9 protein-coding genes are annotated in these 16143 nt (G+C 63.1%); 2 read left to right on the forward strand and 7 right to left on the reverse strand.

What is annotated here, in order from left to right; genetic code table 11:
- Nucleotides 1–268: 268 nt before the first annotated feature.
- The 7 genes from ltrA to THIDRDRAFT_RS04385 all read right to left on the reverse strand — a co-directional run bounded on the left by ltrA (nt 269) and on the right by THIDRDRAFT_RS04385 (nt 11615).
- The gene (gene ltrA, locus THIDRDRAFT_RS04355; protein WP_007039593.1) at nt 269–1603 is read right to left on the reverse strand and encodes a group II intron reverse transcriptase/maturase; all 1335 of its coding nucleotides are present in this window, start codon (nt 1601–1603) and stop codon (nt 269–271) included.
- Between the two features lie 615 nt (nt 1604–2218).
- Nucleotides 2219–3706: an antiviral reverse transcriptase Drt5 gene (drt5, locus tag THIDRDRAFT_RS04360; protein ID WP_007039594.1), complete on the reverse strand. Its 1488-nt coding sequence runs from the start codon at nt 3704–3706 to the stop codon at nt 2219–2221.
- A gap of 443 nt (nt 3707–4149) precedes the next feature.
- Nucleotides 4150–5298: a VWA domain-containing protein gene (locus THIDRDRAFT_RS04365; RefSeq protein WP_007039595.1), complete on the reverse strand. Its 1149-nt coding sequence runs from the start codon at nt 5296–5298 to the stop codon at nt 4150–4152.
- Nucleotides 5295–7586, reverse strand: a complete 2292-nt coding sequence (locus THIDRDRAFT_RS04370) for a DUF5682 family protein (RefSeq protein ID WP_007039596.1) — start codon at nt 7584–7586, stop codon at nt 5295–5297. Before THIDRDRAFT_RS04370 ends, THIDRDRAFT_RS04365 begins: the two co-directional genes overlap by 4 nt.
- Complete coding sequence (locus tag THIDRDRAFT_RS04375; RefSeq protein WP_007039597.1) at nt 7583–8680, reverse strand: ATP-binding protein; 1098 nt, start codon at nt 8678–8680, stop codon at nt 7583–7585. Before THIDRDRAFT_RS04375 ends, THIDRDRAFT_RS04370 begins: the two co-directional genes overlap by 4 nt.
- The gene (locus THIDRDRAFT_RS04380; RefSeq protein ID WP_007039598.1) at nt 8677–10248 is read right to left on the reverse strand and encodes a DUF5691 domain-containing protein; all 1572 of its coding nucleotides are present in this window, start codon (nt 10246–10248) and stop codon (nt 8677–8679) included. The genes THIDRDRAFT_RS04375 and THIDRDRAFT_RS04380 overlap by 4 nt, the downstream gene beginning before the upstream one ends.
- Nucleotides 10248–11615: a coiled-coil domain-containing protein gene (locus THIDRDRAFT_RS04385; RefSeq protein WP_007039599.1), complete on the reverse strand. Its 1368-nt coding sequence runs from the start codon at nt 11613–11615 to the stop codon at nt 10248–10250. Before THIDRDRAFT_RS04385 ends, THIDRDRAFT_RS04380 begins: the two co-directional genes overlap by 1 nt.
- 285 nt (nt 11616–11900) lie before the next feature.
- Here THIDRDRAFT_RS04385 and THIDRDRAFT_RS04390 point away from each other — a divergent pair, with 285 nt between their 5' ends.
- Nucleotides 11901–13070 (forward strand): polyamine ABC transporter substrate-binding protein, encoded by a 1170-nt coding sequence (locus THIDRDRAFT_RS04390; protein ID WP_007039600.1) that lies wholly within the window; start codon nt 11901–11903, stop codon nt 13068–13070.
- Between the two features lie 20 nt (nt 13071–13090).
- Nucleotides 13091–16072, forward strand: coding sequence for a diguanylate cyclase (locus THIDRDRAFT_RS04395; RefSeq protein WP_007039601.1), 2982 nt, complete (start codon nt 13091–13093; stop codon nt 16070–16072).
- Nucleotides 16073–16143 lie beyond the last annotated feature (71 nt).

Consider the following 16143-nt stretch of genomic DNA (forward strand, 5'->3'; position numbering starts at 1 on the left):
AGTTTTTTGCGGAGCTGGATCTCTATGCGCCCCAACTGCGCACGCTGCTTGCTGAGAACTTCCAGATTATCGGTAATTGAGAACCGAAATCCTGCATTCGCTAGGTATAGAGTAGAGAGCAGGCATCCCGCACCCGTAGACCCGGCCTATCTGTTGCCGCCCCTTTCGTTTGGCGGTGCCTCACTAGCCGAATCATAGGCACAGGAGACCAGCCCTCCCTCATCAATCCGTGCATACGGTTTTCCCGTACACGGCTTTCCGATGTGCTTCACGCCGAGGCATGCGCCGATGTCCAGCCTGCGGTGGTTGGGACTTTGAACAGTCCAAGGTGGTCGTAGAGATGCGCGTTGGAGAACCGGATGTATCCTTGCGCCCGGCTCTGGAGCTTGTGGCGGCGACGCAGTTGCGTACGTATCCGCTCCTCGGCATGCGTTTTGACCCGACCAAGAACCTTTGAGCAGTTGCGGTAGTGGAAGTAGCCTGACCAGCCCCTGAGGGCTTGATTGACCTCCCCGATCATGTCCCTGAGCGCCACCGGGGTTCGGCGACGCGCCGTCAGTTCCTTAACCCGGTCCCTGATGCGCTGCTCGGCGCGTTTCGATGGCTCGACGTGCGGATAGCCTTTGCCGCTGCGACGACTCGTTCGCCAGGCAATCCGAAACCCCAGAAACTCGAACCCGTCGGCGCGCGCATCGACCACATGGGTTTTCTGCACGTTGAGCGTAAGGTCCAACTTCTCGAGGACCGCCGTGAAGACGGCCATGGGCTTCTCGGTGCTGTGGCGACAGAGGATCACCGCATCGTCGGCATAGCGCACCAGCCGTGCACCGAGTCGACGCTCCAAGTCGTGCCGCACCCAGATCCGGTCCAAGAGATGCAGATACAGGTTTGCCAGCAGAGGCGACGCAACGCCACCCTGCGGGGTTCCCCGTCGATTCCCTTTCCCACCCGTGGGACGGTGCTGGCCTCGCTCATCTTCCTCAATGACCGGGGCCTTCAGCCATTGCCGAATGAGTCCTAGAACAGGGCCATCGACAAGGCGCTCGGCGATCACGCCCATCAGCTTGGCGTGGGGAATCGTGTCGAAGTATTTCGACAAATCCGCATCAATGACCTGGGTGTGTCCCCGTAAGAGGGCCTCGGCAATCGCATCGATCGCATCATGGGCCGAGCGTTGCGGGCGGAATCCATACGAGTGTTCGCAGAAGTCCGCCTCGAAGATCGGCTCCACCACCAGCTTGAACGCCATCTGGACGATCCGGTCCCGGATCGTGGGAATCCCTAAGGGGCGCTCGCTGCCGTCCGGCTTGGGTATCCAGACCCGACGCACGCCATCCGCGCGGTACGTCTTCTGTTCCAGTTCCTCCCGCAGGGCCGCCACGTAGGCGTCTTTCCCGATTCCTGCCTCAATGGCCGTGAACGTGACACCATCGATTCCGGGTGCCCCGCGATTGGCTCGGACGCGCTCGTAGGCATGACTCAGAATGTCCGCCCGAGAGAGCTTGTCGTACAAGGCATAGAAGCGGAACGCCGGCTCTTGCTTGGCCTTGGCGTAGAGCTTCCGCTGCAGCGTCCTGATCGTTTCCGGAGTTGTTAGCGACATGGCCGCAATCTCCTGATCCTCCGCGCGTTGGTTGCATGCACAAAGTAGGGCTCCTTTCCTCGGGCCGGGTTATGTTGTCCCAGGCCCTCAAGCGGTACTATGAGCCCCTCCGACTCCCGTGATGGCCCCCGTCGACTTCGGACTTGCCTTATACGACGCGGTTGACGGTTCTGGGCCGCCACCACCACGGGTCTCCCGCACTGGGACTGATTGACTTCCACCACATGCCACCCCTGCTACCCCGGAAGAATCGGCGGGACGCTCTCGTTGTCTCTTCCCACCGGCGGCGGCCTTCCCCTTCTGACCACAGGGTCGGCTTCTTCGATTGAGTGACGAGGCTACATCTCGGTTCGCTTGCGCTGCGGCCTGCGGTTTTGCACCCACGAAACTCACGACCCTTGGTTACCCAAACGCCGCTCCGGGGCACTACAATGGTGTACGAGCAACTCCATCGGCGGAACTTGAATCCGCAAGTTAATCAGCATGTTACGGCATACGGTCAGGTCTTGCTTATTACGCAAAAAACAAGACCTGACCCCGTGTGACCCCGTGACCCCCGAAAAGCTTCAAGCGCTTTTGGGGTCGGCTTGATTCACTCGTTAGCTGTCGCTGCACCTACATAGACTTTTTGACGCCTTCTGAAACAAGGAAGTTCATAGGCGATGCTTTCGCGAAATATGACAACACGTAGTTTCGCTCATCGACTTTCAAGTTCTGAGAGCCGACGGCCGACGACCAGGAGAGCCAATCTGACTGCCCTGTCTTGAGGTATTCGCCACGAATTTCCTTAAAGCCGAAGTCCTGGACGGGAATCTCAAGCACTTTAGCTCTGGCAATCTTGAAATTCGGCGTTAGCTCATAGAGCCTGAGCAGTATGTCGCCGTAACAACCGTGACCAAGAAGATGGTCTTCGACGATAGCACCAATCCAGAAAAGCTGATACTCCAAGAATTCTTCAGATTCCTTTAGGTATTCCAGGATAACTTCCGACAGTGCGGCCTTTTCGCCAACCTCAGAACATACTGAATGAATATGCTTGATCAAATTCGGAAATCTTCGGAACAACGTTGGCAGATACTCGAGCAAACTGTCACTGTGCATCCGAAGGAAGCTCAAGATTCGATCAGCATCCGATTCTTCCAGGGATTCGTTTTGAAGGAGTTCGAGCAAGGCGTCAACCTGCTCTGGACTCAAGGAATTCTCGATCTCGACATCCGTCTCTTCTAGCTCGACGCCTGACGCAGTGGGTACCTCTTCGTACTCCGTGATGATTTCCTTTAACGACTCACGTAGTTCGGATAGGGTTTCCTTGACATCGCCAACCGAATTGTCAAAGGCCGTTTTGGACGGATTGATATTGAGTGCAACCTGGCCTAGAAGCTTCTGAATGGTCTGGAAATCTCTCATCAATACATCGGGATCATTGTCGAACAGGTGGAAATCATCCATGAATCGCACGATTTTGTGAGACTTCAACGGGCCGTAAAGATCGACGAACTTGAGGAACTCATTCCCAATCATTTTCGCGGGATAGATACCGTGAGGCATGAAGTCGACGCTTCGGCCAGAATTGATTTCACGGCAGAACTGAGAAAGCGCTGCTGAATCGACTGCTGCCACGTTGTCTTTTGCACTGAACCAGTGCGCAACATCATGGTGGTACATGCTGTTGAAATAAGAAGCGATATCAAACTGAATATTGTGACTATAGTTAGTCGAGCATGCGTTCAGTTCTTGTTTGTATCGTGCATACGCAATGTGCACGGGAATGTGATGACCATCTACGAATCTGTATCCGAAACTTCGTCGGAGTTCGCTAACCTCCGGCCGGAATATTCCACGATTGCGATACACGACGTCGTAGAGAAAATATTCGGCTACCGGATCCAATTTTGCAGTTCTCCGGAGATGCCCGCGAGGCTTCGTGGCAAAAACGCGTTGCTGCGAAAGGAAGTTGTCCTCTGGGTGGGCGTCATTCAGGACGCGCTGATAGATGTAGTCGGAGATTTCCGCGCTGTGCTTCTGAACGAGCAGTAGGTTCGTCTTAAGCGGAAACAAGGTTCCGGAAAAGTCACGCTCAAAAAAACTTACTGCTGAGGTCACATTTTTCTCCTACGCACAAAGGCAGCTAACAGTTAAATTGGCTGACGTCCGCATATGCGGTGCTAGGCTGACAGCAGCCTACTGCAATACTGGCCGACCGCAATACGCAGGCGCTAAACGTCGACAACATCCGATGCCCCAGCCCGTCTTGAAGTCGGTCTCCCGTTCGGTTGGGGCCAACATCTCTGGTAAATCGGTATCCCTTTATTCTCTGAATCGCCAGAATTTCTGTGCTTCGTCTATTGTCAGAGCACAAGCACATTGATGAATTCAGGTATTTTTAGGCGAGAACCTGCGTCTGGTCAAAACACACATCGCGTTGTCCGGGCGATGAACAGTCAACAGACCTGAACCCAAGCCAAACGCCTTCAACCGAATTCCCGCAAGCACTCGCTCATCGTGCCCAACGTCTCGCACCCCCAACCCTCACCAACCACTCAACCTCACCCCCGCGTAGTCACAATCTCCTCCCGCGCAGCCCAAGCATTAACATCCTCATGCCCAATCGCGGCAGCCATCAACGCCGGAAACTGATCCGGGGTGCAGGCGAAGGTCGGGATTCCCATGGCGGCGTATTGGCCGGCAATCTGGTGATCGTAGAAGGGAGCGCCCTCGTCGCTCAGGGCCAGTAAGGTGATGAATTCGACGCCCGATGCCTTGATGCTGGCGGCGCGCTTGAGCATCTCGGTCTGATCGCCGCCTTCGTAGAGGTCGCTGATGAGGACGAAGACCGTGTCGCTTGGGCGTCGAATGAGGCCCTGGCTGTAGGTGAGCGCCCGGTTGATGTCGGTTCCGCCGCCGAGCTGCACGCCGAAGAGCAGATCGACCGGATCGTCCTGAAGGGCGTCGCTCATGTCGACGACGGCGGTGTCGAACACCACCAGTCGGGTGCTCAAGGCCGGCAACGAGGCCATGACGGCCGCGAAGATGCTGGAATAGACGACCGAGGTGGCCATGGAGCCGCTCTGGTCGACACAGAGCACGACATCGCGCAGTGAAGAGCGCTTGCGCCCGAAGCCGATGCGCACCTCCGGGACGATGGTGCGTTGCGCCGGCTGGTAGTGCTTGAGATTGGCCTTGATGGTGCGGTGCCAGTCGATCTCCTTGAGCCTGGGCCGACGGTTGCGGACGGAGCGGTTGAGCGCGCCGGTCACGGCCTGACGCATGGGCTGCTCGAGCCGGCGCATCAGATCCTCGACCACACGGCGGACGACCTGGCGCGCGGTGTCCTTGGTGCGCGCGGGGACGACGTGCTTGAGGGTCACGAGGGTGGCGACCAGATGGACATCGGCCTCGACCGCCTCCAGCACCTCGGGCTCCAGCAAGAGTTGCTCCAGCCCGAGCCGCTCGATGGCGTCCTTCTGCATGACCTGTACGATCGAGGACGGGAAATACTGACGGATGTCGCCCAGCCAGCGGGCCACGTTCGGCGAGGAGCCCGCCAAGCTACCGCGCCGTCCCGCCTGACCGTAGACAGCGTTGAGGCATTGATCGATTCGGACATCCTCGCCTTGCAGGTCCAGCCCGATGCCGTCGGATTGCTCGCCGCCCAGGATCAGGCGCCAGCGCCGCTCGCGTGCGTCTTGACTCATTCACCCTCCTCCAGACCGAGCAGCCGCGACAAGAGCGGCAGCGTCGCCTCCGCTCGCGCGCGGTCGAGCTCGCCGAGATGATCGTGCGTCGAACCGAGCGCCATGGGTCCGCGTTTGACGCGCTCGCCCATCTGACGCCGCTCGGCGGCCTCGAAGCTGGAAAAGGTCCGTCGCAGCAGCGGGATGACCTGCATGAAGGTCTCTTCGGGAAGCTGGCACACCCATTGGTCGACGAGCTGCCAGAGGGCGTGGTCGTGGATCAGGAGCTGACCGCTGTCACGCAGAAAGCCGTCCAGCCAGGCGGCGGACTGACCGGGCTCATTGGCCCTCGACAAGGCCAGACCGAGCTGGCGTGCGGCGCCCTCCTCGTCCATCGCGCCGGTATCGAGCAGCAGCCGGCAGCAGCGCCCGCGAATGATGCCCTGCAGACTCTGGGTGTCGGCAAGCTGGCTCAGGGTGCGCTGCCATTGGGCTTGGAGCCGCGTGTCGTCGAGGAGCTGAAGCCCCTCGTGGACACCCTGGATGTGGTCGAATAGGGTCTCCGCCGCCTCCTCGTTGATGCCGCTGCAGGCATTGGGGAGGCCGATGAAGATGCGCGCCAAGAGGCCGTCCAAGAGTGTGTCGACGCGCTCGACCGCCGTCTTGCGGACATCCCCGTAGCGGGCCAGCCGGGCCAGCTCAGGGACGGCCTGCATCAGCACCAGCACATCGGCGGCGAGCGCCGCTCGGGCCTGGAGCTGTTCGATCACGGGCTCGATGGCCTCGCCCAGGTCGGCGAGCAGCGCCTGCCGCGCCAAGGCCGCCAGCTGGCCGATGTCCTCGCGCCGATGCGCCTCCTGCACGACCGCCGCCGTCGCCGCCTGCGCGATGCTGTTGCCCCAGCGGCCCGCCTCGATCAGCGCCACCTCGAAGTCCGGCTCCCACTTGATCCGCCAGGACTCCTTGAAGGTGCCCTTGCCCGCTTCGCGTCCGCCGTTGCGGCCCCAGGGGACATCGAGAAGCCTCAGCCGATGCAGGAGATGGCTGCGGGCCAAATCGTTCGGCTTGCGCAGATCGAGCAACAGTGACTGATCGCTCACGCTCGGCTTGAGCCGCAGACGCCGCTGCTGGGCGCGCAGATCCTCCTGCAGCGGCGTCGAGGGCGTCGAGTCGGGCACCTGCCCCAGCCGCTCGCCGACGATGAGACGCGCCTGGATGAGCTGCATCGGCGCCGATTCACCGAAGAGCATGACGGACTGGGTCGCGTCGTTGAGCTCGGCGAGCGACGGCAGGGGCCGAGCACGCATGGCCGCCAAGGTCTCGGCGAGGCGTACGGATTCGATGACATGGGCGCTGGAGATATCGATCCCCTCGGCCCGAAACGCCTGGGCGACCTTGATCAGCCAGGGAGTCGCGACGTCGCCGGACTGGGACCAGAGGTGGTCGTACCAGCCGGGCGACCCGATCCCGGCACCGTAACCGCTGTGGTAGCTCAGACGCCCATAGGTCCAGGGAACCCAGGTCGCGGTCACCTTGACCTTGGGCAGACCCTTGAGGAGCCGGTTGTCCTCACTCTGCTTGGGGCGCTTCTCCAACGCCGGGACGTGCCAGGCGCCGCAGACGACGGCGATGCGCTCAAAGCCCTCCTTCTCGGCCGCGCGCAGGATCTTGCGCATGGCGGCCTCGCGATAGCGCTCCAGGATCGGCGGATCCTGCACAAGCTCAGCCTCGACATGCTCGCGCAGCGCGGTCATGGCGGTGCGGATGCCGTCGAAGAGCGACTCGGTGTCGCGACGCTCCTCGACCATGTGCTCCCACCAGCGCTCGCTGTCCTCGTAACCGGCGGCCTGCGCGATCAGCGCGACTGGATCGCCGCGCCAGGGCTCTGCTGGCTCGGCGCTCGGCGGCTCGGCCCCGTCATCCTCCGAGGGGTCCGCGTCCGGTGCGGCACGCTCGGCAGCCTCCTCACGTTCCTCCCGTTCCCGTCGCCGAAGCGCAATGCGATTGGCGAGCGGCAGGTCCATGAAGCGTATCGGGAGGTCGCGCCCCAGGGCGTAGTGGATCGCCTGCCACTCGGGCGAGAACCGGGCGAAGGGATAATAGGAGGCGTCGCTCGGATCGTCCGGCGCATAGACCAGCATGGCGACCGGTGGGCGCATCTGGGCGTGACTGGCCAGCGCGACCAACGCATCGCCTTCCGGCGGGCCTTCGATCAGGACGATGTCGGGCGCCAGACGCTCAAGGGCGTCGAGCAGACTGCGCGCGGAGCCCGGACCATGGTGGCGGACACCGAAGACATGGGTGCTCATAGCACCTCGCGGCAGGCCCGATAGAGATCCTTCCAGTCCGAGCGCTCCTTGACGACGGTCTCCAGGTACTCCTGCCAGACGACCTTGTCCTGCACCGGGTCCTTGACGATCGCGCCGAGCAGCCCGGAGGCCACGTCGCCCGCGCGCATCTGGCCGTCGCCGAAATGCGCGGCCAGGGCCATGCCGCTGTTGACGACGGAGATCGCCTCGGCCGTGCTCAGGGTGCCGGAGGGCGTCTTGAGCTTGGTCTTGCCGTCGGCGGTCATGCCCTGGCGCAGCTCGCGGAAGACGCTGACGATGCGCTGGATCTCCTGGAGCGCGGGCTTCTCGGCCGGCAGCTCAAGCGCCCGCCCGAGCCGCTCGACGCGCTGCTCGACGATCTCGGTCTCTTCCTCCAGGGTCGCCGGCACCGGCAGCACCACGGTATTGAAGCGGCGCTTCAAGGCGCTCGACAGCTCGTTGACGCCCTTGTCGCGGTTGTTGGCGGTGGCGATGACGTTGAAGCCCTTGCGTGCCTGGACCTCTGTATTGAGTTCCGGCACGGGGAGCGTCTTTTCAGACAGGATGGTGATGAGGCTATCCTGCACGTCCGCCGGGACGCGGGTCAGCTCCTCGACCCGGACCAGGGCGCCGTGCTCGAGGGCGTGCATGACCGGACTCGGCACCAGCGCGGCCCGCGACGGACCGTCCGCAATCAGTCGCGCATAGTTCCAGCCGTAGCGCAGCGCCTCCTCGCCGATACCCGCCGTGCCCTGAACCACCAGGGTGGAATCGCCCGAGATCGCCGCGGCCAAGTGCTCGGAGACCCAGGACTTGGCGGTTCCCGGGAGCCCATAGAGCAAGAGGGCACGATCGGTCGCCAGCGTGGAGATGGCGATCTCCATCAGCCGGGCCTGGCCGATGTACTTGGGGCTGATCTCGACCCCATTGCTCAGCGTGCCGCCCATGAGGTAGGTGCGCACGGCCCAGGGCGAGAGCGTCCAGTTGGGCGGCCTGGGATGCTCGTCGACCGCCTTGAGCGCCTCGATCTCGTGGGCGAACTCCTGCTCGGCGTGCTGGCGCAGGATGGCTTCGTTGGGGCTTTGGGTGCTCAAGGCGTACCTCGTTGGTCTGATTCGATGCGCGCGGATTCGATGGCTTGGATCATGTCGTTGCGAAACCTCAGGGTGTCCAGCATCTCGGTCGCGATCTTCTGCCACGGGGAGGACGTCTGAAGGTACGGCCCCAGGCCCTGCTCCATGACCGGATATCCGCCCGGATCGAGATGTGCCGCAACCTGACGGAGGATGGCGTAGCGGGCATAGTTGGCGTCCGGCGTCTGCTCGCGGAACAGCTTGAGACAGGCCTGGAGCACGACCGACGAAAAGGACGGGCTCCAACGGTGCCCCAGATGACCGAGACGATCGAAGGCCCGCTTGAACGGCTCGCCCTTGCTCGGCATGGCGAGGGACTGGGTCAGCGCGTCCTCCTGCTCCGAGGGACTCAGGATCGCCCAGAGCGCGGCCTCGGAGTCGGAGTCGACTGTTCCCGCGATCAGCGCGCGCGCCCATGCGCCATTGCTGAAATGCCGGGTGGCGCGCCGCCAGCCCGCCAGCAGCGTGCCCTGCCACTCGTGCCCCTCGACCATGCGGAGGATCTCGGGGGGTGAGAGCTGCCAGCGTTCGACCCAATGGTCGGGGTCGACCAGACCCAGCAGCTGCTCCAGCCACCAGGCCTTTCGTCCCATCCCTTTAGGTGGTTTCTCGTGGATGCCGATCGTGGTCCAGGCGCTGTCCCAGTCCTCAGGCAGGGTGACGCTCAGCTGCCCCTTGCGGCCTTTGAGCGTCCCCATCAGTCCGGCCTTGGACTCGAACCCGAGCCAGCCATCCAGCAGCTCCACCGCACGTGTCTGAACCGTCGAGCCGGGTATCCGGGCCAGGAGTCCAGCCGCATCGCCGCGCACGTCCTTGCTGCGATCCGCGAGGGCGGACTCCAGGAAGGCCACATCCGCCGATCCGGGTGCATCACTCAAGACCCCCAGCAGCTTGCGTCGCTCACGGGCACCTTCTTGCGACCAGACGGCGGCCAGCAGCTCGACGGCCTGTGCGGGATCCTCGCGGCGCGTCTGGGCCAGATAGGCCAGTCGCTGCTCCGGTGTGCCGGTCTCCCACAGCGCCGCGTCGAGCCGCCCGAGATCCGCGACGCTCAGCAGGGATTCCCACTCCGGGCTCTGTCCCGCCAGCCACAGGCCCTTCGAGCCGATGACGGCCATGATGGCCCGCCGCAGATCGGGACTCCGCGAGGCCAGTCCCAGGAGCGTCGGAATGCTGGCCTCCGGGGCACGCAGCCCATGCTCGGCGATCAGCGCCAGCCATTCGGGAAACAGCGACTTGAGCCGATCGTCCTGGAGCAGGAGTCGCAGATGCCGGGTGCTGCCGAGGGCGGGTCGTGGATCCGGCTCGGCCGGCGATGGCGCTGCCGATGCGAGCCGAGCCGGCAATCGCCCGGCTTGCGCAAAATTGCCCACGACCGCCGAACAGCGCAGCAGCTGGACCGGGGCGTCCGTTTCTTGGACTTGCAGCCTGGACAGAACCGTCCCGAGCACATCGGGCGCGTCCCAGGTCCGGGTACCGCGCTCCGTGCCGAGCAGCGCGGTGCGCGTGAGGTCGTTCCAGAGCTCCATCACGAAAGCTCCATGTGCAGTGCATAAAAGCCCTGAAGACGCGCACCGTCCGCGATGGTCAGCGGAAAGAAGACATCTCCATCCCACTCACCGAACAGCTGCACCGGTTCGCCGCCGCCCATGGCCAGCAGCTCCCAGCGCAACGGGAACTGACGCGCGAGCGGGATCTGTCGGCGCTCCGCGTCGATCAGCAGCCAGTGGTCGTTCACCTTGATCGGGGTCAGGTCATGCAGAGCGGCCGGAATCCGCTCTAGCCAGGGGGTCGCGGCCAGACGCTCGGCATAGGTGCGGTAGAGTCCGTCGAGCCCGTCGCATGCGGCCATCAAGGTGTTCGGCTGCGCCGGTTCGATCCCCTGCTGCGTCTTCAGGAGCGCGCGAACGGGCCAGGTCGCCGGATAAAAGGCCAGCTCGCCCTCGATGCCGGCGCCCTCCTCCGGGGTGATCGGCAGCACGGCGTTCGCAACCGCGAAATCCAGCAGCAGCGCCCAGCGTCGAGTCCGCTCGCCGCGCAGCCAGGTGCGCTGGACCTGGAGACGATCCGCGTCGCTGGTCCACTTGCCCATGACCCGCCAGGTATCGGCGACGCCAGGCTGGGCCAGGATCCTCTCCTTGCCTTGGGTGACGCCAAGCAGCTCGTACAGATCCGCCCGGACCGGCTCCGGCAGCGTCTCGCGGCGCTGATAGGCGTCCAGAATCAACTGGAGACGCGACAAGGCCTGCAAGGCGGTGCCCTGCCACTGCTCGGAGCCATAGCGCGCATCCTGGCAGCGGCGGAGCCAGCGCGCCAAGCCCGGGATCTGCGCATCGACCAGACGTGCCGTCATGTGATCCCAGGGCTGATGCTGTTCCATGGCGCGAGCCAGGCCCTGGCGCAGGGTATCGGCGAGCCAGCGCTGCAGCTCCTCGACACCCGCCTGCATCTTCTCCTCGCGCTGCTCGCGGCGCTTTTCTTGCGCGGCGGCGCGGCGCTGCTCGGTGGCCGGGTCGAGCGGCTCGGTCGTCTTGGTCTGGCGTCGCGCCTCACGCTCCGAGCGCGCCTCGCGCTTGTCCAGCCATTCGGCGACCCACTGGGGCGGGGCATCCGTGGCGAAGGCCGAGGCGGACGCGGCATGGACCAGGGCAAGCCCCAGACTGTGCTTGCAGGGGAACTTGCGGCTCGGACAGGAGCACTTGAAGGCCGGGCCGGCGGTGTCGATGCAGGTCTGGTAAGGCGTGCTTCCGCTGCCCTTGATCTCGCCCCAGATCAGCCGATCCGTCTGGCCGAGCCTCTGCCACTTGGCGGCGCTCGCCAGCTTGCGACCCGCGCCGATGGACGCGGTGTCGGGCGCCATGCCGTTGACCTGCTCGACCGTCCAGGGTGCCGCCATCGCTGCGCTAGCCCAGCACGTCCGTCAGATCCTGGAGTCGCATCCGGCGGTCCATGAAGCAGCGAGCGGCGAGGGTCTGGCTTTGAGGTGCGTTCATCGAGCGGAGGATCCTTGATCGGAGTGAGCGCGCAAGCGGCGACTGGACGCTAGAATAACAGCGCAAACCTTACCAAGATTAGACCCATTACACATCCGATCCAGCACGTCAAAACGCTGTATGTTTTCGCGAACGTTTTCGGATGAATTCTTCGTCGCCGAAGCGGTGTCGAGCCCTGGAGGACTGTTGTGAATCCAGCATCAATCCGAGTCGGTCTATCCTGGCTCAAGCTGTCCCGAGGGTCGTGGGGCGCTTTGGCGAGCTGGCCGGAACTCTGTCTGCTCGGCCTCCTGACGATGCTCTGGCCGGCCTCCAACGGCCTGGCGCAGCCGGACCAAGCCGAGGGTCAGGGCACTCCAGACTCGGCCGAGGAAACAGCACCACCACGCGAACTGGTGTTCTACAACTGGACGGCCTATGTGGATCAGGACGTCGTTAAGGCGTTCGAACGCACATATAACGCGCGCGTGGTGCAGCGCTATTTTCAGTCCGCCGATGAGCGTGACGAAACCCTGATGCGCAACAAGGGCAAGGGCTTCGACGTGCTGACGGTGACTGCTGCCGATCTGCCGCCCTACATCCAGCATGGCTGGCTGCAACCGCTCGACAAGTCCGCAATCCCCAATCTCGTCCATGTCGACCGGCGCTGGATCGACGGCTTCGAGGGCGTGGATGACTATGCCGTGCCCTATCTCTGGGGCACGACCGGACTGATATGGCGCTCGGATCTGGTCGACGAGCCGCTGCGTCGCTGGGGCCAGTACTACGTGCCCAAGAAAGCCTGGAAGGGCCACATGATGGTGCTCAATCAGTACCGTGTTGCCTTCGGCATGGCGCTGAAATCACTGGGGTACTCCTTCAACTCGACCGAGCCGGCCGAAATAGAGGACGCCGCCCGGCTACTGCGCGCCCAGAAGCCCTTCGTACAGAATTACGGCTACTTCAAGACCGATGCCAACTCGGGCATTGTCTCCGGCGAGACTTGGATCGGCCAGACCTGGAATGGCGATGCGCTGCTATTGATGGAGCGCAATCCGGCGATTCGCTACAGGGTTCCCGAAGAGGGCGGCGAGCTGATGATCGACTACCTCGTCATCACGGCCAAGGCGCGCGATCCTGAACTGGCCAACGCCTTCATCAACTGGCTGCATACGCCTGCACATGCGGCGGCCTGCGCGGAGAGCCTTCGGTTCGCGACCACCAATCTAGCGGCCAATGCCCTATTGCCGGATGACTTTCTGAACAATCCCGTCATCTACCCGCCAACCGAGGTGCTTGAGCGCAGCGAGGTGCAAAAGCCGCTCCCGACGGAGGTCCAGCACCAGATGATCAGCATCTGGGCGCAACTGATCAACTAGCCGTGCCACCGCCCGCACCCATGAAACTGATGTCCCTGCGCGCCAAGCTGCTGCTGTTCCTGTTGCCATTGGTCATCGGCCCCTTGCTGGGGCTTGGGTGGCTGGCCTACGACCGTTTGCGCACCAATGCCCAGACCACGCTGCTGCGCGAGATGGATACCCTGCTTGAGCAAGTGGCGCTGAGCGAAGAGACCCACCGGCGCTCGGCGTTGGCCAATGCCAAGCTCTTTGCCGGTTCCAGTTTGCTCAAGCGCTATCTGTTCGCACCCGAGGACGAGCGCGTCAATTTTCTGTTGCTGCCGCTGCTGAATCTGTTTGCGAGTTATCACGACGCCTACGGCGACTATGGCGATATTCGCCTGGTCGATCCGGACGGTCAGGAGCTTGCGCGTTACCTGTCCGATGAACATACCGATGACTCGGCGCTGCTTGGCCTGGACGCCTATCTCGCCGAACTGAAAGCAAGCGACGCGGACGCACTGGCGCGCTATGTGCGCAATGAGAAGGGCGATCCCCTGTTGTTAGTCGGGCACAAGCTGGTGTTCGTCGATCCCACGTTTGAAGACAACAGCATTGCCAAGCCGTCGTTGCGCGGATATCTGCTGTTAGTCATTTCACCCGAGCATCTGCGCCGACAGGCGGAAAATAGCCACTTTGGACGAGCCGGGCGGATTCTGTTCGTCGATGCCCAGGCACGACGCTTGTTTGCCGATGAGTCGGCATCTGCGGATTCGCGGCTCGAAGCCGAGTTGCGCGATGCGGTCCAGGCCGCCGCCTCAACGCACAGCGCGCGGCAAGCCAAGCACAAGGGCCAGCGAATGCTTGTACGAGCGCGGAAACTCACCGACAACCTGTCGCAGATTGCGCTCTTACCAGAGGACGAACTCGACACCGCCAGCGCCGCACTGGGGCAAAACGTCGCGGTGATCGCGATGGTGACCCTGCTCCTGTCTTCCGCGCTCTTGCTTGTGGTCTTGCATGTGCTGGTGTTGCTGCCGGTGCAACGGCTTGAGCGCGGTGCCGCAGCGATCGGTGCCGGCGATCTGCGCGCGCGGGTTCCGGTACGCGGGCACGACGAACTGGCCCATCTGGCGTCGGTGTTCAACCACATGGCCGCCAACCTCGAAACCTCGCAGCAGGACAAGGACCGCGCGCAACAGGAAGCCCTGGCCAGCAAGCAGTTGGCCATCGATAGTCTGCGCCAGGCCGACAGACTGAAAGACGACTTTCTGGCCAACACCTCGCATGAACTGCGCACCCCACTGCACGGCATTATCGGTCTCGCCGAGAGTCTGCGCGGCGGTGCCGCCGGCCCGCTCACCCAGGCAGTGGACGACAATCTGCGTCTGATCGTCGCCTCCGGGCGGCGCCTGGCGACCCTGGTCAACGACATTCTGGATTTCTCCCGCCTGCGCCACCATGCGCTGGTGCTGAATCTGACTGCGGTCGACCTGCGCTCGGTTTGCGATCTGGTGCTGCAACTGGTGGCCAATCTGGCCGAACCGAAGGGACTTGAGCTGATCAACAGGGTGCCGCCGGGACTACCGCCGGCATGGGCCGATGAAAATCGGCTCCAGCAGATTCTCTATAACCTGGTCGGCAATGCCATCAAGTTCACCGATCAGGGCTGGGTGCAGCTGTGTGCCGGCATCGATGACGATGGACTGATCGCCGTGAGCGTTTGCGACACTGGCCCCGGTATTGCGCCATCGCAGCACGAGGCGATCTTCGCCTCCTTCGAGCAGCTCGACAGCGGTGCCGGTCGCGCGCATGGTGGCACCGGCCTCGGACTGGCGGTGACCCGCTCGCTGGTCAATGCACTGGGCGGAACCATTCGGCTCGAATCCCAGCCCGGTGCCGGTGCCTGTTTTCACTTCACCCTGCCGATGGCGGATTCAGTGACGGACCAGGACAGCCCGCCTGGAAAGGAGGCCCATGCGGTCGACAGCGCCCTGGCCGCCGATTCCACTCAGACCGAGGAGACCGAGACCGCGCCGTCTGTGATGGACGCCTGGCGCGGCGACAATCAGTTGGTGCTGGTCGTGGATGACGATCCCATCAATCTGCGCGTGCTGACCAACCAGCTCGGCATTCAGGGCTTTCGCGTTCAAACCGCCACCGATGGCGAAAAGGCATTGACCTGGATGAGCCAGACCGATGCCGACGAGACCTGCGTGGTGTTGCTTGACGTCATGATGCCGCGCATCAACGGCTTTGAGGTCTGTCGGCGGCTGCGCGAGCGCTTCTCGGCGAGCGAGTTGCCGATTCTGTTCCTGACCGCGCGCAATCAGGAGCGCGATCTGCTCGAAGGTTTCCGTGTCGGCGGCAATGACTATCTGCCCAAGCCCTTCTCGCGCGGGGAGCTGATCGCGCGCGTCCACGTCCATGTCAGCCTGGTCGAACGCACACGCGCGCTGCACCAACTCACCCAGGAACTTGAGCAGCGGGTAGCCGAGCGCACGCAGGCGCTGGAGCAGGCCCATGCCGAAATGGAACGCCTGGCGATGCGCGACTCGCTCACCCAGTTGTTCAATCGCCGCTATCTCGATCAGGCCCTGGCACGCGAGTGGGGACGCGCTCGGCGCCATAGCGAGCCGCTCGCGGCGCTGATGATCGATGTCGACTTCTTCAAGCAATACAACGACTGCTATGGGCATCCCATGGGCGATCGCTGTTTGCAATCGATCGCGGCCCTACTGTGCGAGCACGCGCGTCGCAGCGCGGATATTGTCGCCCGTTATGGCGGTGAAGAGTTCTTCGTGATCGTGCAGGACGACGCCGAGCAAGCACTCACGCTGGCCGAACAGCTGCGCGCGGCGGTCGCCGCGCTGGCCATCGAGCACCGCGACTCAACGGTGGCCGAGCATGTGACCGTCAGCATCGGCGTCGCAACCCTGACGCCAGATTCCACCAACCAGCCTGAGGATCTGCTCAGCCAGGCCGACACGGGCCTATACCAAGCCAAACAGCAGGGACGCAATCGCGTTGTTGCGCACGCATAGGGTCTGACCCGGTTGAGAAGGCGGAAGGCGTTGGAAAGCGTCGCGTCACCAACCGCCCTTTCGACGATGGC

Origin of the sequence: Thiorhodococcus drewsii AZ1, from assembly GCF_000224065.1 — a bacterium.
GTDB lineage: Bacteria > Pseudomonadota > Gammaproteobacteria > Chromatiales > Chromatiaceae > Imhoffiella > Imhoffiella drewsii.

Bases quoted from the DNA above. Each gene is read 5' to 3' on its own strand.
- THIDRDRAFT_RS04385 (WP_007039599.1), bottom strand. From the start codon at position 11,615: ATGGCGGCACCCTGGACGGTCGAGCAGGTCAACGGCATGGCGCCCGAC.
- THIDRDRAFT_RS04370 (WP_007039596.1), bottom strand. From the start codon at position 7,586: ATGAGCACCCATGTCTTCGGTGTCCGCCACCATGGTCCGGGCTCCGCG.
- ltrA (WP_007039593.1), bottom strand. From the start codon at position 1,603: ATGTCGCTAACAACTCCGGAAACGATCAGGACGCTGCAGCGGAAGCTC.
- THIDRDRAFT_RS04380 (WP_007039598.1), bottom strand. From the start codon at position 10,248: ATGGAGCTCTGGAACGACCTCACGCGCACCGCGCTGCTCGGCACGGAG.
- THIDRDRAFT_RS04395 (WP_007039601.1), top strand. From the start codon at position 13,091: ATGAAACTGATGTCCCTGCGCGCCAAGCTGCTGCTGTTCCTGTTGCCA.
- THIDRDRAFT_RS04365 (WP_007039595.1), bottom strand. From the start codon at position 5,298: ATGAGTCAAGACGCACGCGAGCGGCGCTGGCGCCTGATCCTGGGCGGC.